This window comes from Bacillus sp. 220_BSPC (assembly GCF_001054655.1).
GTDB lineage: Bacteria > Bacillota > Bacilli > Bacillales > DSM-1321 > Peribacillus > Peribacillus frigoritolerans.
Genome location: NZ_JVPL01000005.1, coordinates 44870 through 62499 on the forward strand (window position 1 = coordinate 44870; position 17630 = coordinate 62499).

General features: G+C 40.6%; 23 protein-coding genes and 1 pseudogene. 21 read left to right on the plus strand and 3 right to left on the minus strand.

What is annotated here, in order from left to right; genetic code table 11:
• Positions 1 to 26: 26 nt before the first annotated feature.
• From ADA55_RS00455 to rpsI, 14 genes and pseudogenes are all read left to right on the plus strand, one after another.
• On the plus strand, positions 27 to 680 hold the full coding sequence (locus tag ADA55_RS00455) for an adenylate kinase (RefSeq protein ID WP_048677894.1): 654 nt from the start codon (positions 27 to 29) through the stop codon (positions 678 to 680).
• Positions 681 to 751: 71 nt separating this feature from the next.
• A pseudogene (locus ADA55_RS30195) lies at positions 752 to 1203 on the plus strand (M24 family metallopeptidase); the annotation flags it as partial.
• 42 nt (positions 1204 to 1245) lie between these two features.
• On the plus strand, positions 1246 to 1464 hold the full coding sequence (infA, locus tag ADA55_RS00460; RefSeq protein ID WP_028390440.1) for a translation initiation factor IF-1: 219 nt from the start codon (positions 1246 to 1248) through the stop codon (positions 1462 to 1464).
• Positions 1465 to 1504: 40 nt separating this feature from the next.
• Positions 1505 to 1618, plus strand: a complete 114-nt coding sequence (rpmJ, locus tag ADA55_RS00465; RefSeq protein WP_003156543.1) for a 50S ribosomal protein L36 — start codon at positions 1505 to 1507, stop codon at positions 1616 to 1618.
• 22 nt (positions 1619 to 1640) lie between these two features.
• Complete coding sequence (gene rpsM / locus ADA55_RS00470) at positions 1641 to 2006, plus strand: 30S ribosomal protein S13 (RefSeq protein ID WP_034304978.1); 366 nt, start codon at positions 1641 to 1643, stop codon at positions 2004 to 2006.
• Positions 2007 to 2028: 22 nt separating this feature from the next.
• Complete coding sequence (rpsK, locus tag ADA55_RS00475) at positions 2029 to 2418, plus strand: 30S ribosomal protein S11 (protein ID WP_028390438.1); 390 nt, start codon at positions 2029 to 2031, stop codon at positions 2416 to 2418.
• 177 nt (positions 2419 to 2595) lie between these two features.
• Positions 2596 to 3540: a DNA-directed RNA polymerase subunit alpha gene (locus ADA55_RS00480; protein WP_034304976.1), complete on the plus strand. Its 945-nt coding sequence runs from the start codon at positions 2596 to 2598 to the stop codon at positions 3538 to 3540.
• Between the two features lie 83 nt (positions 3541 to 3623).
• Positions 3624 to 3986, plus strand: a complete 363-nt coding sequence (rplQ, locus tag ADA55_RS00485) for a 50S ribosomal protein L17 (RefSeq protein WP_034304973.1) — start codon at positions 3624 to 3626, stop codon at positions 3984 to 3986.
• A 365-nt stretch (positions 3987 to 4351) separates the two neighbouring features.
• Positions 4352 to 5191, plus strand: a complete 840-nt coding sequence (locus ADA55_RS00490; protein WP_034304970.1) for an energy-coupling factor ABC transporter ATP-binding protein — start codon at positions 4352 to 4354, stop codon at positions 5189 to 5191.
• Positions 5167 to 6033 (plus strand): energy-coupling factor ABC transporter ATP-binding protein, encoded by an 867-nt coding sequence (locus tag ADA55_RS00495; protein ID WP_048677920.1) that lies wholly within the window; start codon positions 5167 to 5169, stop codon positions 6031 to 6033. Before ADA55_RS00490 ends, ADA55_RS00495 begins: the two co-directional genes overlap by 25 nt.
• The gene (locus ADA55_RS00500) at positions 6033 to 6830 is read left to right on the plus strand and encodes an energy-coupling factor transporter transmembrane component T family protein (RefSeq protein ID WP_048677921.1); all 798 of its coding nucleotides are present in this window, start codon (positions 6033 to 6035) and stop codon (positions 6828 to 6830) included. Before ADA55_RS00495 ends, ADA55_RS00500 begins: the two co-directional genes overlap by 1 nt.
• 14 nt (positions 6831 to 6844) lie before the next feature.
• Entirely contained in the window at positions 6845 to 7585 is a 741-nt protein-coding gene (truA, locus tag ADA55_RS00505; RefSeq protein WP_048677922.1) for a tRNA pseudouridine(38-40) synthase TruA, read from the plus strand.
• Positions 7586 to 7852: 267 nt separating this feature from the next.
• Entirely contained in the window at positions 7853 to 8290 is a 438-nt protein-coding gene (rplM, locus tag ADA55_RS00510) for a 50S ribosomal protein L13 (RefSeq protein WP_034304960.1), read from the plus strand.
• A 20-nt stretch (positions 8291 to 8310) separates the two neighbouring features.
• Positions 8311 to 8703, plus strand: a complete 393-nt coding sequence (rpsI, locus tag ADA55_RS00515; protein WP_034304957.1) for a 30S ribosomal protein S9 — start codon at positions 8311 to 8313, stop codon at positions 8701 to 8703.
• Between the two features lie 127 nt (positions 8704 to 8830).
• On the opposite strand, the gene ADA55_RS00520 is transcribed toward rpsI, so the two are convergent.
• Positions 8831 to 10279 carry a DHA2 family efflux MFS transporter permease subunit gene (locus tag ADA55_RS00520; protein WP_048677923.1) on the minus strand — a complete coding sequence of 483 codons (1449 nt, stop codon included), beginning with the start codon at positions 10277 to 10279 and terminating at the stop codon, positions 8831 to 8833.
• Between the two features lie 170 nt (positions 10280 to 10449).
• Here ADA55_RS00520 and ADA55_RS00525 point away from each other — a divergent pair, with 170 nt between their 5' ends.
• The 5 genes from ADA55_RS00525 to ADA55_RS00545 all read left to right on the plus strand — a co-directional run bounded on the left by ADA55_RS00525 (position 10450) and on the right by ADA55_RS00545 (position 14761).
• Entirely contained in the window at positions 10450 to 10998 is a 549-nt protein-coding gene (locus ADA55_RS00525; RefSeq protein WP_048677924.1) for a TetR/AcrR family transcriptional regulator, read from the plus strand.
• Between the two features lie 265 nt (positions 10999 to 11263).
• A complete protein-coding gene (locus tag ADA55_RS00530) occupies positions 11264 to 11794 on the plus strand; it encodes an ECF transporter S component (RefSeq protein ID WP_048677925.1) in 531 nt (176 codons plus the stop codon).
• Positions 11795 to 12338: 544 nt separating this feature from the next.
• Complete coding sequence (locus ADA55_RS00535) at positions 12339 to 12764, plus strand: DUF2521 family protein (RefSeq protein WP_034304952.1); 426 nt, start codon at positions 12339 to 12341, stop codon at positions 12762 to 12764.
• An 82-nt stretch (positions 12765 to 12846) separates the two neighbouring features.
• Positions 12847 to 13563: an N-acetylmuramoyl-L-alanine amidase CwlD gene (gene cwlD / locus ADA55_RS00540; protein ID WP_048677926.1), complete on the plus strand. Its 717-nt coding sequence runs from the start codon at positions 12847 to 12849 to the stop codon at positions 13561 to 13563.
• Between the two features lie 139 nt (positions 13564 to 13702).
• Positions 13703 to 14761, plus strand: a complete 1059-nt coding sequence (locus tag ADA55_RS00545; protein ID WP_048677927.1) for an Mrp/NBP35 family ATP-binding protein — start codon at positions 13703 to 13705, stop codon at positions 14759 to 14761.
• 45 nt (positions 14762 to 14806) lie between these two features.
• On the opposite strand, the gene gerD is transcribed toward ADA55_RS00545, so the two are convergent.
• Positions 14807 to 15367 (minus strand): spore germination lipoprotein GerD, encoded by a 561-nt coding sequence (gene gerD / locus ADA55_RS00550; protein WP_048677928.1) that lies wholly within the window; start codon positions 15365 to 15367, stop codon positions 14807 to 14809.
• A gap of 136 nt (positions 15368 to 15503) precedes the next feature.
• Between gerD and ADA55_RS00555 the strand changes: the two genes are divergently transcribed.
• The gene (locus ADA55_RS00555) at positions 15504 to 16184 is read left to right on the plus strand and encodes a KinB-signaling pathway activation protein (RefSeq protein ID WP_048677929.1); all 681 of its coding nucleotides are present in this window, start codon (positions 15504 to 15506) and stop codon (positions 16182 to 16184) included.
• 93 nt (positions 16185 to 16277) lie between these two features.
• Here ADA55_RS00555 and pdaB read toward each other — a convergent pair whose 3' ends face one another.
• Complete coding sequence (gene pdaB / locus ADA55_RS00560) at positions 16278 to 17030, minus strand: polysaccharide deacetylase family sporulation protein PdaB (protein ID WP_048677930.1); 753 nt, start codon at positions 17028 to 17030, stop codon at positions 16278 to 16280.
• 132 nt (positions 17031 to 17162) lie between these two features.
• Here pdaB and ADA55_RS00565 point away from each other — a divergent pair, with 132 nt between their 5' ends.
• Positions 17163 to 17399 carry a hypothetical protein gene (locus tag ADA55_RS00565; protein ID WP_048677931.1) on the plus strand — a complete coding sequence of 79 codons (237 nt, stop codon included), beginning with the start codon at positions 17163 to 17165 and terminating at the stop codon, positions 17397 to 17399.
• Positions 17400 to 17630: the final 231 nt, after the last annotated feature.

Sequence of the window (17630 nt, forward strand, 5' to 3'; positions counted from 1 at the left end):
ATTATAGAGTTTGAGGGGGAAGAAAATTGAATCTAGTGTTAATGGGTCTGCCGGGTGCTGGTAAAGGCACTCAAGCTGAACAAATCGTAGAAAAATATAATATCCCTCATATCTCTACTGGAGATATGTTCCGAACAGCTATCAAAGATGGAACAGACTTAGGTCTAAAGGCGAAATCATTCATGGACAAAGGCGAATTGGTACCTGATGAAGTTACCATTGGCATCGTACGTGAGCGTTTAAGCAAGGAAGACTGCCTAAGAGGATTTTTGCTTGATGGATTTCCACGTACTGTGGCACAGGCAGAGGCACTTGAAAGCATTCTAACTGATTTAGATCGCAATATGAATTTTGTCATTAATATCGATGTTGATAAAAGCATCTTAATGGAAAGATTGACAGGGCGTCGTATTTGCAAATCATGTGGTGCGACATACCATCTTGTATTCAATCCTCCTGCTAAAGATGATGTATGCGACCGCTGCGGCGGAGAATTATATCAACGTGCCGACGATAATGCTGAAACGGTTCAAAATCGCTTAGATGTGAATTTGAAACAAACAAAGCCACTTCTTGATTTCTACGGAGACAAAGGTTACTTGGTCAACATTAACGGACAGCAAGATATTAATAAGGTATTTGAAGATATTGATGTGTTGCTTGGTGCTTTACAAAATTAATCATATGTATTGATTTATGAAATTCATACCATTTTTATAACTTACTAGTTAAACTTGGTGCATTCCTATAATACAAAGGGTATAATGGATTTCGCGAGAGCATTCGCACATTTATTAATCAGGTTCTTGTACTTGGTATTCCCTGAATTGGGCGATTACTTTTTAAGTGATCTTCATGGACATATCCGGTCGGCAAAATTGATGAAGAAATGCAGTGACTCTATTGGGATTCCTAAAGAGTCGTGATATAGAGGGTTGAAAGAAGCTATGTCAGGCGTGCGCCTTTCAAACATCTCCCATGCTATTCAAACCTATGTCGAGACTAATTGCTTCTCTATTTCGAGAGTATGTCGGTCACGGAATCGGTCAAGACTTACATGAGGACCCATAAAATCCTCATTTCGGTCCAACTGATAAAGGTCCTCAGTTAAAGCCTGGTTCTACAAAATGGTGAATACTTGATGCAGAATTGTAAGACTTATGAGGATAATTGGACTGTAGTAATGTTGACGGAAAGATGTGCACCTTTAATAGGTTCACGCATAGAGAAGGGAGAATCACTTTAATGGCGAAAGATGATGTAATTGAAGTAGAAGGCACAGTACAAGAGACTTTGCCAAATGCAATGTTTAAGGTAGAATTAGAAAATGGTCATACTGTTTTAGCTCATGTATCCGGTAAAATTCGTATGCACTTTATTCGCATTTTGCCTGGAGATAAAGTTACGGTTGAGCTTTCCCCGTATGATCTAACTCGCGGCAGAATCACATACCGGTTCAAATAATCCGGTTACGCTCCGATCTGTATAAGGAGGTTAGATAGCAATGAAAGTCAGACCATCAGTCAAACCAATCTGCGAAAAGTGTAAAGTTATCCGCAGAAAAGGTAAAGTAATGGTTATTTGCGAAAACCCTAAACATAAACAAAAACAAGGCTAAATAGAAGGAGGTGCACTCAAGCATGGCACGTATTGCTGGAGTAGATATTCCCCGTGACAAACGTATTGTTATCTCATTAACATATATATATGGTATTGGAAAACAAACAGCGATCAAGATTCTTGCAGAAGCAGGCGTTTCTGAAGAAACTCGCGTTCGTGACTTAACGGAAGACGAATTGAACAAAATTCGTGATATCATTGACAAGCTTAAAGTAGAAGGCGACCTTCGTCGTGAAATCTCCCTAAACATCAAACGTTTAATGGAAATCGGTTCTTACCGTGGTTTACGTCACCGTCGTGGTCTTCCTGTTCGCGGTCAAAATACAAAAAACAATGCTCGTACGCGTAAAGGACCTCGTCGTACTGTAGCTAACAAGAAAAAATAATTAGTAAAGGAGGTTACTTTTCATGGCACGTAAAACTAATACACGTAAACGTCGTGTGAAAAAGAATATAGAAACTGGTATTGCACATATTCGTTCAACATTCAATAACACTATCGTTACGATCACTGACTCTCATGGTAATGCTATTTCTTGGTCAAGTGCTGGAGCTCTAGGATTCCGTGGATCTCGTAAATCCACTCCATTTGCTGCACAAATGGCTGCTGAAACAGCTGCTAAAACATCAATTGAACATGGTATGAAAACTCTTGAAGTTACAGTTAAAGGACCTGGTGCTGGACGTGAGGCTGCCATTCGTGCACTTCAAGCTGCTGGCCTAGAAGTAACTGCAATTAAAGATGTAACTCCAGTTCCACATAACGGATGCCGTCCACCAAAACGTCGCCGTGTTTAATTTTTCTGTATAGATTTTGTATTCCTGTCAATAATGGGATATAATACTGAGTTTGCGTTCTTACAGAGGATTAATTTTCAGTTGTTGCGCACAGCGGGAACGTATACATGGGGAATTTCGGTTTAAGTGACTTCGTTTACTTGCCGGGGTTTTGACGTTTTGAAGGAGGGTTTATTGATGATCGAAATAGAAAAACCAAAAATCGAAACGGTTGAAATCAACGACGATACCAAGTACGGTAAATTCGTCGTAGAGCCACTAGAGCGTGGGTATGGTACTACATTGGGTAACTCCTTACGTCGTATTCTTTTATCCTCACTCCCAGGTGCTGCTGTCACAGCTATACAAATTGATGGAGTGCTACATGAGTTCTCAACAATTGAAGGCGTCGTGGAAGATGTAACATCTATCATTCTTAATGTGAAAAAACTAGCTCTTAAGATTTACTCTGATGAAGAGAAGACGCTGGAAATTGACGTTCAGGGTGACGGAGTCATCACGGCTGCTGATATCACTCATGATAGTGATGTAGAAATTCTTAATCCGGATTTATATATTGCTACAATTGGTAAAAACGGTCATATGCGTATGCGTTTATCTGCACGTCGCGGCCGCGGCTACACTCCTGCTGTTCAAAACAAGAGAGAAGACCAGCCAATTGGTGTAATTCCAATCGATGCTCTTTACACTCCGGTTTCACGCGTATCTTTCCAAGTTGAAAATACACGTGTTGGACAGTTGTCTAACTTTGACAAGTTAACGTTTGATGTTTGGACTGATGGCAGTACTGGTCCGCAAGAAGCGGTAGCACTTGGAGCTAAGATTTTAACAGAGCATTTAAATATCTTTGTTGGTTTAACCGATGAAGCTCAAAATGCTGAAATCATGGTTGAAAAAGAAGAAGATCAAAAAGAAAAAGTTCTTGAGATGACGATCGAAGAATTAGACCTTTCTGTTCGTTCTTACAACTGCTTGAAACGTGCTGGAATCAATACCGTTCAAGAGCTAGCTCATAAAACGGAAGAAGATATGATGAAAGTACGTAATCTAGGTCGTAAATCACTTGAAGAAGTGAAAGCGAAACTAGAAGAATTAGGCTTAGGTCTTCGTAAAGACGACTGATAACATGGCGGAATCAATCCATTATGTTGTGAGCCTTGTTATTGACACACAATATAGAACTTCAACAAAGGAGGGAATCTCTAATGGGTTACAGAAAGTTAGGACGCACTAGCGCACAACGTAAAGCATTACTTCGTGATTTAGCTACGGATCTTATTATCCATGAGCGCATTGAAACTACTGAAGCACGTGCAAAAGAATTACGTTCTGTAGTAGATAAAATGATCACTCTTGGTAAACGTGGTGACTTGCATGCACGCCGTCAAGCTGCATCTTTCATCCGTAACGAAATCGCTGACGCTGAGAATGGCACAGATGCCCTTCAAAAATTATTCAGTGACGTGGCTCCACGTTATGAAGAACGTCAAGGTGGATACACTCGTATCATGAAAGTTGGTCCACGCCGCGGTGACGGTGCACCAGTCGTGGTTATTGAATTAGTTTAATAACAACGATGAAAAAGGGCGGGACAAATGAATATACTCACTTGTTCTATGCCCTTTTTCTTTTTTTAAATAGAAATTCTGTACTTTAGAAATTCGCATTGAGTGTTACGATGGCTGGCGGAACCTGTATCATGCAGGGAGCCTTCACGTCTAGCTCAAGCATCCCTTCCCGCTTTTGAAAAGCGATTATAAGATAACCTGTTTTTCGTAACAGGCCCGCTGTTAGCTGCTCTTAATTTACCGAAAATTCTTTCGGTGGAAGGGGTGCAGCGTTTTTTTATATTTTCAGAAGGAAAAACTACTATATTTATATTGAGTGAGCAGAGCTTAGTTTAGGCGAGTGCAGTCGAGATGAGGAGGGCCACATGGTGAAGAAGCTGGTTTCTTTAAATAATATTGTTTTTAAATATGAGGGTCAGTCTCGAAACGCCTTGGATGATGTTTCTTTTGATATTCATCAAGGGGAGTGGCTAGCGATTGTCGGACATAATGGTTCTGGCAAGTCGACATTAGCGAAGTTATTGAATGGCCTTCAGTTCGCTAACTCAGGTACCATTACCATTAATGATCAACTTTTGACAGAAGAATCCGTTTGGGATGTACGCCAGAAAATTGGCATGGTTTTTCAAAACCCAGATAATCAATTTGTAGGCACTACAGTTCAGGATGATGTGGCTTTTGGTTTAGAAAACGCCGGTGTTTCTCAGCAGGTTATGGTGGAGCGTGTTCATGGTGCGTTAAATAAGGTTAAGATGAATGCCTTTCTTAATCAAGAGCCGCACCATCTATCCGGCGGTCAAAAGCAAAGAGTGGCCATTGCAGGTGTAATAGCCTTGCAGCCAGACATAATCATCTTAGATGAAGCAACCTCCATGCTTGACCCAAGAGGCCGTGAAGAAGTGCTTGAAACAGTTAGGGAATTAAAACAGGAAAACGAGATCACTGTCATATCAATCACCCATGATCTTGAGGAAGCTGCGAAAGCCGATCGAATGATAGTCATGAACCAAGGTCGGTTATATCGTGAAGGATCGCCTCAGGATATTTTTGAGTTAGAGGAAGAATTGATTGCTCTTGGACTGGATATTCCCTTTTCAGTGAAACTAACCAAGGAGTTACAAAAAAATGGTGTTCGTGTAGTTGATGGGCATTTGACAGAGGAAGAGTTGGTGAAGGATTTATGCGAATTACACTCGATGATGTAGAATACCGCTATCAGGTGAATACTCCTTTTGAACATCTAGCCCTTCATGATGTCAATATTTCAATGGAGCCGGGAACCTATACCGCAATCATCGGGCATACAGGGTCCGGGAAATCCACGCTACTGCAGCATTTGAATGCTCTTTTAAAACCGACGAAGGGTCGGGTTTTCATTGGGGATCGGACGATTGAAGCCGGAAGAAAAGAAAAGGCTTTGCGGCCAATAAGACAAAAGGTCGGAATTGTTTTTCAGTTCCCGGAACATCAGTTATTTGATGAAACGGTTGAAAAGGATATATGTTTCGGTCCTATGAATTTTGGCGTTTCTGAAATCGATGCAAAGAAACTGGCCAGGAAAGCCCTCGCGCAAGTCGGATTGAATGAGGAAGTTCTTGAAAAATCTCCATTCGACTTATCCGGCGGACAAATGCGACGGGTGGCCATCGCTGGGGTACTTGCCATGGAACCGGAAGTATTGGTCCTTGATGAGCCTACAGCGGGACTGGATCCGCGAGGACGCAAAGAAATCATGGATATGTTTTATGATCTGCATAAAGCAAGGGGCATTTCAACGATTCTGGTGACCCATAGCATGGAGGATGCAGCCAAGTACGCGGATGACATCATTATCATGCATAAGGGTACGGTGTTCAAAAAAGGAACCCCCCAGGAAATTTTCTCAGAGCCGGAACAATTAATGGAGCTAGGCCTGGATGTTCCTGATACGGTCCGCTTTCAGCTAAAGCTCCAGAAGGAACTTGGTGTTCGCTTTGATCATCCATGTCTTAATATCGGTGATTTAGCGATAGAAATAGATAAAGCCATGAAACGGGGGAACCGCTGATGCTGGATAAAATGATTATCGGGCGTTATGTCCCTGCAAATTCATTGATGCACAAGATGGACCCAAGGGCTAAACTGCTCCTCGTGTTCCTGTTTGTTTGTGTCGTCTTTTTGGCGAATAATGTCGTTTCTTACGGTTTGCTTGCTGTATTCACCATCCTTTTGATCAGTCTTTCCAAAATACCGCTTCGCTATCTTTATAATGGGTTGAAGCCAATCTTTTTCTTGATCGTATTTACATTCCTTCTCCATATATTGTTTACGAAGGAAGGGGAATTGCTTTTTGAATACGGTTGGTTTGAAATCTATGAAGGCGGTTTGATTCAAGGTTTTTTCATATCCATTAGATTTACTTTACTAATCCTTGTAACGTCACTTTTAACTTTGACGACATCCCCGATATCCATTACAGATGGGATGGAAGAGCTGTTGGGACCTTTGAAAAAGTGGAAGATGCCTGTACATGAACTGGCATTGATGATGTCCATTGCCCTTCGATTCATCCCAACGCTAATGGAGGAAACGGAAAAAATCATGAAGGCCCAAACTGCAAGGGGCGTTGACTTTTCATCTGGCCCGATAAAGGACAGGGTTAAATCGATTGTACCTCTGCTGGTTCCTTTATTTGTTAGTTCGTTCAAACGGGCGGAGGAATTGGCAACTGCCATGGAATCAAGAGGATACCGTGGCGGGGAAGGCCGCACGAAATATCGCCAATTGAACTGGAAGACGAGTGATAGTCTTTTGATGGTCTCAATAGGTGTTCTAACGGTCATGTTATTTTTATTACGTTCATAATAAGGAAGAGAACTATGCCAAAATATAAATGTGTGATCGCTTATGACGGCACGGATTTTGCTGGCTATCAGGTGCAGCCTGAGAAACGCACCATACAAAGTGAATTCGAGGCAGTCTTGGCCCAAATGCATAAAGGCACAATTATAAAAGTGACTGCTTCAGGCAGGACAGACTCAGGGGTCCATGCAAAGGGGCAGGTACTTCACTTTGAGTCCCCCCTTACATTCCCTACTGAAAATTGGATAAAGGCGTTCAGCGCGCTTCTTCCGACCGATATCATCGTTCTGGAAGTCGATATCGTGCCTGACGATTTTCATGCGAGGTTCCATACTACTGGGAAAGAGTACCGTTATATCGTAGCCCGTTCGAAACTGCGGGATCCGTTTAAGCGGAATTACGCCTATCATTATCCATACCCGTTAAATGTGGAGGCGATGAGGGAAGCAATCTCCTATTTGATAGGGACACATGACTTTACAAGTTTTTGTTCGGCAAAAACGGAAGTGGTCGATAAAGTTCGAACCATAAAAGAAATGGATTTTGAAGAGAGCGATGATTTCATGGTTTTCCGCTTCGTTGGCGAAGGCTTTTTATATAATATGGTGCGTATCTTGGTTGGGACGCTCCTGGATGTCGGCAGCGGCAAGATGTCACCCCATGATATGAGCGGAATTTTGGACAAGAAGGACCGCAGCTTTGCAGGGAAAACAGCACCTGCCCAAGGCTTGTATTTATGGAAAGTATTTTACAAATAAAAATATTTTCAAAGTGATACCAGTTTTTTTACAAATGGGTAATGGGCTGAAATCAGTAATGGAGCGGTTTGATGCTATACTGAGCTTTTCATGGAGTTGCAGAGAGTGTTTTATAGACAACTTATCCTAGTGTAACATTCCCTTGACAATGAATCTGGGAGAAGTTAATATAATATGGTATGTATTTTAATCCCACGATAAGCCCCGGAAGTTTATTGTGATTGAAAATAAATATAAAAAATTAAAAAGTTTTTTAGGAGGTTAACCATGCGTACGACATTTATGGCGAAAGCTAATGAAGTAGAACGTAAATGGTATGTGATTGACGCTGAAGGCAAAACTTTGGGTCGCCTTTCTACTGAAGTAGCATCCATCTTACGTGGTAAACATAAACCAACTTTTACACCGAACATTGACACTGGTGATCATGTAATTCTTATCAATGTTGAAAAAATCCATTTGACTGGTAAAAAATTGACTGACAAAATTTATTACCGTCACACTATGCATCCAGGCGGTCTTAAAACTAGAACTGCTCTTGAAATGCGTACAAACTACCCTGAGAGAATGCTTGAACTTGCTATCAAAGGTATGCTTCCAAAGAATTCTCTTGGTCGTCAAATCTACAAAAAATTACACGTATACGCTGGAGCTGAGCACCCACACGCTGCTCAACAACCAGAAGTATACGAATTACGCGGATAATTACTAAGGAGGTTACTATCTTGGCACAAGTTCAATATTATGGTACTGGTCGCCGTAAGAGCTCAGTAGCTCGTGTACGTTTAGTACCAGGCGAAGGTCGCATCGTTATTAACGGTCGTGACATCAATGAATATATTCCTTTTGCAGCATTACGTGAAGTTGTTAACCAACCACTAGTTGCAACAGAAACTACTGGAAATTACGACGTTCTAGTAAACGTTAGCGGTGGTGGATATACTGGTCAAGCTGGAGCAATCCGTCACGGTATCGCTCGTGCATTGCTACAAGTTGATCCAGAATACCGTCCATCTCTTAAAACTGCTGGTTTACTAACTCGTGACCCACGTATGAAAGAACGTAAAAAATACGGTCTTAAAGGCGCACGTCGTGCACCTCAGTTCTCAAAACGTTAATTCTATTACCGTTTCGAAAGGCTCTCAACCATATGGTTGGGGGTCTTTTTTTTTGACCGGAAATAATAATAAAGCATATCCGTGATCTCCCGGATATGCTTTATTTTAAATACTTCAGTTAACAATCTTAGTTTTGAGATTCACCTTCACCTTTATTGATTGCGGCTTTTTTCGGCATGAAGCATGCTATTATTAACGCCACAAAAGATAAGGCTAGCATGAAAACATAGGCATCACTTGAGCCAAGGATGGAAGCTAATGCCTCTGGTTCTATAGCCGTAATGTTTTCATTTTCCATTGTTAGCTCAGAGGCATGTGAAGTTGCCTGCATTGTATATACTGTGATGACAACTGCTGTTCCGATGGCACCTGACAATTGGCGAATGGTATTATTTACAGCTGAACCATGGGAACCCAATTCTCTTGGTAAAGCATTCAACCCTGCTGTATTTAATGGCATGGTAATGAAGCTCAAACCAATTCGTAATATTATGGTACGAACCATGATATAGATATACGTCGTTGAATCGCTTATATCTATGACTCCCCACATCGAAACAATGATGAATACCAAACCTGTAATAAAGAGTGGTTTAGCACCATATTTATCAAACATTTTACCTGTGACAGGGGATAAGAAGGCATTAATCACAGCTCCGGGTAATAGCAGTAAACCTGCTTCAAATGCTGTAAAACCTCGTCCATTCTGCAAGTAGATTGGCAAAAGGATTAAATCCGCATACATGATCATCGTAATTAGTACATTGATGAAGGATGTAAGCGTGAAAACTTTATACTTGAATACAGTTAAATTTAATAGTGGGTCGCTCGATTTCATTTGACGTAAACAGAATAGAGTCGACACGATCATTCCGACGATTATTGCAGTGATGACACCGGGATCATCCCATCCCTTGCTTCCTGCGCTACTAAACCCAAATAATATACAGCCGAAACCAATCGTTGATAAAATGACACTTGTGATATCCAATTTTGCTTTTGTTGTCTCTGCAACATTCATTAAATATTTGAACGCTAGAACGATGACGATTAGTAAGAATGGGATTAACCCAATGAATAGCCATCTCCATGAAACATATTCAATGATAAAACCAGATAAGGTCGGGGCTATGGCAGGGGCAAAAATTATCGCAAAGCCGATTGTCCCCATGATGCTTCCGCGCTTTTCGCTAGGATATAAATATAAAATAACCGTCATCATTAGAGGTATAATAATCCCGGCACCGATTGCTTGTATCATTCTGCCCGTTAACAGCACGCCAAAATTCCCCGCACATGCGCAAAGTACAGAGCCGATGAGCAAAAAGAACATCGAGCTAATAAATAGCTGCCTTGTTGTAAACCGTTGCATTAAAAAGGCAGTGATTGGCACTAAAACACCGTTCACTAGCATAAACCCTGTAGATAACCATTGTACAGTTGCAGCCGTTACATCAAATACTTCCATTAAACCACTCAATGCAACATTTAATAAAGTCTGATTTAATGTTGATAAAAAACAACCGGCAATCAGTACAATTAATAAAACTTTTTTATTTCTTTCAGTAATGTCCATTCGTAAACTCCTTCATTTTTGACTTGTATTATCAACACCGTGTCGATAAAATCGATGGTAACAAAAATATATGTTACTTACCATGAACAGTTTTCTTGAAAGTGTTCACTAATCGACATAGAAATTTATGCTGTTGAGAAAGTTAAAGAATATCTATAAAGGAGAATGAAATGTCTATACTTAAAAAAGAAGATCCTCGTACAATTCGTTCAAGGGAAATGTTTAAAAATGCTGTCATTGCACTCTTATGCGAGGACCCCATTATTTCAAATTTAACGGTTCGGGAAATAGCAGCCAAAGCAGGGCTGAATCGGACAACATTTTACCTGCATTATCAGGATATTCAAGATTTATTAACGCAAATCACCGATGAGATTCTAAATGAGCTATCTGAGAAAATATTTGCTTTAATACATGCAAAAGACTTATCGGAAAAACAACAGCTAACACAATTGCTTGATTATTTATATATCCATCGGAATTATTTACATATTTTATTTAAAACGAATCAGTTTGAGGACCAGTTGTTTTCATTGTTAAAGCAATTGGTGGAAATTAGAAGGAAGAATACTGAAAAGGATCTACCTGCTGACTATGTTGACATTGACATTAAAACAGCCTCGTTGGTAGGCATTATTATATGGTGGTTAAGAAAGGGGCTTTATTTTAGTTCGGATTATATTGCCAATCAAATTTATTTAATGTACAGAGTGCAATGATTCTTAAACCGTTAGAATGAATTTGAATTTCATTGGCCACATCATGCTCCATGAACCCTTCTGCGTCATGATATAAATCCTTCCCAGTCCCCAGCCACAATGCGATTTAACGCCGTAGGGAGGGTGCTTCGGATGTTGGGGATGATAGGTCCCATTTATTACACATGAGTTTATTTGTGGAATACAGAATTATTTGTAAAATCGATATTTATTAAGTCTCTGTTTAGGAGTATGATAATACTTAAAAAAAGAAAGAGGACTTCATATGAATTCAACATACTCACCGATTGAAACAACTAAAACAAAAGCTTTGGTCATCAATGCGCTATTCATTGCATTAACCCTTGTAGCGACAATGTTCATCAACATCAAGCTCCCGATAATGGGTAACGGCGGCCTGATCCACCTGGGCAACGTCCCCCTTTTTATAGCGGCATTGGTATATGGAAAAAAAACAGGGGCGATAGCAGGTGCCTTCGGTATGGCCTTCTTCGATCTTTTCTCCGGCTGGGCAGCATGGGCACCGTTTACATTCGTCATCGTCGGAGCAATGGGCTTTCTAGCCGGCCTTATATCTGAAAAGGTACCGGGCAAAAGAGAACTTGTATACACTTTGGCCGTTGCCGTTGCATTGATCATAAAAATCGTGGGCTATTATTTTACTGAAGTTATCCTTTACGGTAACTGGATCCAGCCATTCGGCTCCATCCCCGGAAATGTAATGCAGGTCGTAATAGCCGGAATAATCGTCGTGCCCCTAGCTGGCCGATTAAAGAAAAGGGCTGGACAGATTTAAAGTGAAACGAATATAGGAAGCCATTCCAACTTTGTGTAGTACCGGCGACTGGATATTGTACTGTGCCTCTGGCAGTTCATCCTGCCAAGTAGGTATGTATTTAAATAAATTCGCTATTATAAAATGTAATATCATGTTAGAAAAGGACATCCGTTTACCACGGATGTCCTTTTTATCAATAGATCACAAAGCTTGCTTGAATTTAAGTAAGAACACGACATGAATAATCAGGTGTGATCAATGTAAGGCATGCGCAGTGAGCTACCCAAGTCGCAAGGCCTGCCTCAGGTAGCATCCTAAAGTGACGGGTTCCGGGTGATAGTATCAATTTTTTCTGCGAGTAAATATCATCCGAAATGTTTGGACGGTCCTTTTAAGCTTCTTATGGAAGATAGCCTAGGATAGGCATTTCAATTACCTGCCGAACCTATCCTCTTTATTTTTTGCCAATGGAATAAATGAATGGTTCAAAATAGAACGCTAAAACTAAATTATGTCTTGGGAAATAATTTTGGGAAATGGGGAATTGCCCCGGAGGTGAATTATGGCTGTGATATTAGGTTTACAGGAGATGCAAAGGGAAAGGCAATTGAAGTTCGAACGCAGGTTGCTCAGGGAACTTTCTATCGAGGATATGAAGGGGAGGATTCAGCGTTATTTCGGACAGGATTTGATGGATGTTTTGGAGGAAGGCTACTTCGATGTTGCCATCGAGGCTTATTTATTAGGAGCGAACTATAGTAAGTTTGGCTATTATGGGGAGTCGGAAGATGATGTAAGGTCCAGGTGCTGGAAGGAAGAGAAGTTTTTGGTCGATACTCTTTTTAACTTTATTTTGTATTGGCGGGAAGTTACAGCGAATAACGCTTTCGATGAAGGATTGTTTTATTGTTGTGAAGGATTTGTAGGCGATTGGTGGCTGGACGGTTTTAAGACTGGAGAAAAAAGATATAAAATGAAACTGCATTAAGAAGGCAAAATCCCATTCCTTGTTCTAATTCCATGGTTTGTCCCATACTTTTTAGTAGAGAGATCATGGAAGGGGAACGGTCATGCGCAGAAAGCTGAAATATACAGGAATCGCTATGGGATTGTTTGTCCTTTTTTTAATTGTGACTTTTAAATTCGTTGAAGATGATTCTTGGGACTCCTGGAACCTTCCGTTGGCAGGGAAGGTCATCATTCTGGATGCAGGTCACGGAGGAATGGACGGCGGGGCAAATGTACAAGAGATAATGGAAAAGGAAATTGCCCTTTCCGTTTCATTAAAGGTCAGGGACTATTTGCAGGAACAAGGTGCACTTGTCATCATGACCCGTGAGAAGGATGAGGATCTGGCACAGGGTAATACAAAGGGGATCCGCCAGCGAAAACAGGAGGACTTACGGAATCGGGTTAAAATGATCAATGATTCGGAAGCGGACTTATTCTTAAGCATTCATTTGAACTCTTTTCCATCGGCGTCATCGAAAGGTGCCCAAACCTTTTATACAAGCAGGTTTGAGGAAAATGAACAGGTGGCTAAATTCATTCAGACTGAAATCATCAGAAACCTGGAAAATACAAAGCGTGATGCAAGAACGATCAATCATGTATATTTGATGAATTATGCTAAGAAACCAGGAGCGCTTGTGGAAATTGGCTTTCTTTCCAATTCTGAGGAAAGGGAACGCCTTATCAGTGATAAATACCAGGAAAAGATTGCCAGTTCGATTTATATGGGGATTTTACGGTACTTCACAGAAGAAAAACTATCGGATGACAAGTGATGTCGGGGTCTTGTAAGGTACAAGGCCTTTTTATCATGGGGAAATAATCTGGTCTCGCATGCAAGGCAGATAATAAGTTTTCTTTCGGTAATATGTTATACTGAAAAATGGGAAAATAAAATTCAAAGGGGTGCTCGACTTGTTAACAGAAGAGAAAGTACTGAATTTATTAAAGGATCTTAAAGACCCTTTTCTACATAAAAACCTTGAAGAGACAAATGGAATTATAGAAATCAAAATAAAACCTGAAAAGAATCATGTAAGCGTTAAACTTGCGATTGCGAAAACGGGGACTGCCGAGCAAATGCAAATGCAATCCGAAGTTGTGGACTTGCTGAAAACGAACGGAGCGGAATCGGTAGGCATCCGTTTCACGGAACTTTCAGAAGAGGAATTAGCCAAGCATCGTGAGAGCATTCCCCAGGGTGAGGCGGACCAAGGTTTGCTTGGACCTAACAGCAAGACACAATTCATCGCGATCGCCAGTGGTAAAGGCGGAGTGGGAAAATCTACGATCTCAGTGAATTTCGCCACTTCACTTGCTCGTTTAGGCAAAAAGGTCGGACTGGTTGATGCCGATATTTACGGATTCAGCGTACCTGATATGATGGGGATAACAAAACGACCGGTTGTTCGCGGGGAAAAAATCATTCCTGTAGAACGGTTTGGCGTCCAAGTTATCTCAATGGGCTTTTTTGTAGAGGATAACGCGCCGATCATCTGGAGAGGGCCGATGCTGGGTAAAATGCTTAACAGTTTCTTTAATGAAGTGGAATGGGGAGATTTGGACTATTTGGTCCTTGACTTACCGCCGGGTACAGGCGATGTTGCATTGGACGTGCATACGATGCTCCCTTCATGTAAAGAAATCATTGTTACGACACCGCATCCGACTGCAGCCTTCGTTGCTGCAAGAGCTGGTGCCATGGCCATCAAGACAGAACACGAAGTCATTGGTGTCATAGAGAATATGTCATTTTTCGAAAGTAAAACGACCGGTGAAAAGGAATATGTATTCGGAAAAGGCGGCGGAGAGAAGCTTGCAGAAGAGCTTCGTACAGAAGTTTTAGGTCAACTTCCCCTGCAACAGCCAGATTGGAACGAAGAGGACTTTGCTCCATCCATCTACGCAGCGGACCATAGGCTTGGCAGGATTTACGAAGATATTGCTAAAAAGGTCATTGAAAAACTGCAATAAAAAGAAGGCTGATTCCGAGTGGGAATCAGCCTTCTTTCATTCTTTTTACTTTTTCTCCTTCTCGGCCGCCTTTGTGGCTGCTTTATCCAATTTCTCTTGCATTTTCGCTTGGACGAGAGGACTTTCCATGGTCTCGATGATCAGCTCTTTATAGACCGATCGCATTTCCTTGGTTTTTAATAATTTATTCATTTCTTTTTCCATATCCGGTTCTTTCATTATTTCCATGAGCATTCCACGATACTGAGGATCAGCAGTTAAGTCCTTCAATACCTTTTTATGTTCGTCTTCTAATGCTCTAGCATAAGCGGAAGCAAATTCAGGATCACTAAATGTCTTTTTCCAAAATTCCTTCCCTTTATCTGAAGTGACCATATCTTCAATGGATTTCTTAATGGCATCCGAATCCATAATAAGTTCAGCTTTCGTTTTATCATCAGTAATGATATCCTGGATGGCTTTTTTTCCATCATCTGTCTTCAAGATATCGACGACCATTTTCTTTGTCTCTTCGTACTCCATTTTTTCTCCGCCTGCCCCATTTTGAGCACAACCGGAACAAACGAGTAAGAATGACGTGAAAAGCAAAGCAACTCCCACTCTCATACGCAGGGCCCCTTTCATCCTTCTTACTGTTAATATGGTTCCAATCGGCGATATTATTCCTTGGTGGAATAAGTGGATTTTTCCAAATTTGGTTGGTACAATTAAGGAAATGAATAGAAATGTATGGAGGAAAACAATGAACAGCCGTAATTTAGTTAAATTGTTTTTAACAACATTGCTTATAGGTGGCGTAACTGGCGGAGTTGTAGGGTTCTTGGCTCGATGGAGTGAGTTTAAGCCTTATTTTTCTTCTTTTGAAGTCAGTGCCATCCTATCAACTTTTATTTGGTTATTCGGTGTTGGATTAATTTTCAGTGTCATAAGCCAAGCCGGCTTTTTTGCCTATTTAACAATACATCGTTTTGGTCTGGGGATATTTAAAAGCGCTTCCTTATGGAATGCCGTTCAACTTGTACTCATTCTTTTTGTTGTATTCGATCTTGTTTACCTGCGATATCTTAGCTTTGGTTCAGGCGAGGGAATCAGTTCGTATATCGTGTTAGCTTTGGTTGTATTGGCCGCAGGGCTTATTACAGCTTATTTCAAAATGAAACAAACGAATAAACAGTCTTTCATACCGGCCTTGTTTTTCATGGTCGTGGTCACGGTATTGGAGTGGGTACCTGTCCTGAAAACCAATGATGAAGGCTGGCTTTACTTCATGCTGTTTCCATTGCTAGTCTGCAATGCTTATCAATTATTGGTCCTTGGCAAATTGATTGAAATTTCACAAAAGGAATTGGCCGATAGAAGAGAGCGTAAGCAAACTCCAGCAAAGGGAAAGATGAAAGCCGGTCAATTAGGTAAAGGCAGCTAACCTATATGTAGGCCGGACCTTACATAAAGAAATCAAAACAGAAAAACTGCGTACTAAAGGTTCAAGGAGACCATTAGTACGCAGTTTTTTCAGTTAGCGGACTTCCTCACTGCTTGCCGAGGAATTGGAAATCATCTCTGAAACGTTAACGAAGTTTAAATTTTTTGATCGAAGTTCACTTAATAACTCCGGTAATGCTTTATTCGTTTGTTTTGCTGAGTCTGAAGCATGTAATAAAATGATATCACCTTTTTGGGCCTTGGTGATGTTCTGTACGATCCGATCCACACCTGGATTGGTCCAATCCTTCGAATCGATGCTCCAATGGACAACGGTATATCCAAATTTCTCGCTGATCTTCAAGAGTCGTTTATCAAAGTGGCCGGTGGGAGCGCGTAAAAGTTCTATATTCTTTACATTAAGTTTTTTAAATGCTTCCTGGGCTTTAGAAATATCCCGGATGATTTCTTGATCTTCCATTTCGGTATAATCCTTATAATCGTAACCAAGCATGCCGATTTCATATCCTTCTTTCACAATTTCAGCTACTATGTCAGGGTGGCGTTCTGCCCAAGATCCCGAAAGGAAAAAAGTGGCCGATTTAATCTTTTCTCTTTTTAATGTCTCTATTATCGGAGCGGCTTTCTCATCACCCCAGCCAATATTGAACGTGATCGCAACATTCTTTTCCCCTTTATAAACCGCTTTCGGCCCATCTTCCGTTGAAAAAACGGGGGCATGAAGAATGTTTTGTACAAAAAGAAACCAAGCGGTAAAAAGTGCGGTAAGCAAAATTAACGAATAATACTTGATGTTCTTGGCTTGAAGCACCATGAAAAATTTCATTAATCCATCCCCTTGTCCAAAGTACTCTTGTCTTCAAATTTATGCGCGAGGATTATTGTTATGCAAAAAAACGGGTTGAAAGTTCATAAAATTGATGGGAATGGGGAAAGATGTCTGATGGAGGTGTGAACCATGCTCGGTTTATTGATCAATGACAAAGAAAAAATGGAATTGGAGTACCTTTTAAAAAGAGAGATGGATGAAATACTATTCGATTTGCAGGATGACAGAATCGATCACATAGTCAAAAGGGCAATAAACGAGAAATATAACATCCTTTTCAGGCTGTTTAAAAGGGTGAGCACCGAGGAGGAAATCCTAATGTATATGAAGGGGAAATCGAATTTATCCAAGTGGAATCAGTCATGAAATTTAAAAGTGAATTAAATTCAAAAAACCTATTGACTATTGATTTATACGCTGGTATATTATAAAAGTTGCTGCAACGTCAAAGCATTTGAAAAAGAATGATAAAAACTTTTTTAAAAAAGTTATTGACGAAGTGGTAATAAGATGTTAAGATATTAAAGTCGCTAAGAGAGATGGCGAACAAATTGCTCTTTGAAAACTGAACAAAACAAAGCGCCAACGTTAAATTTT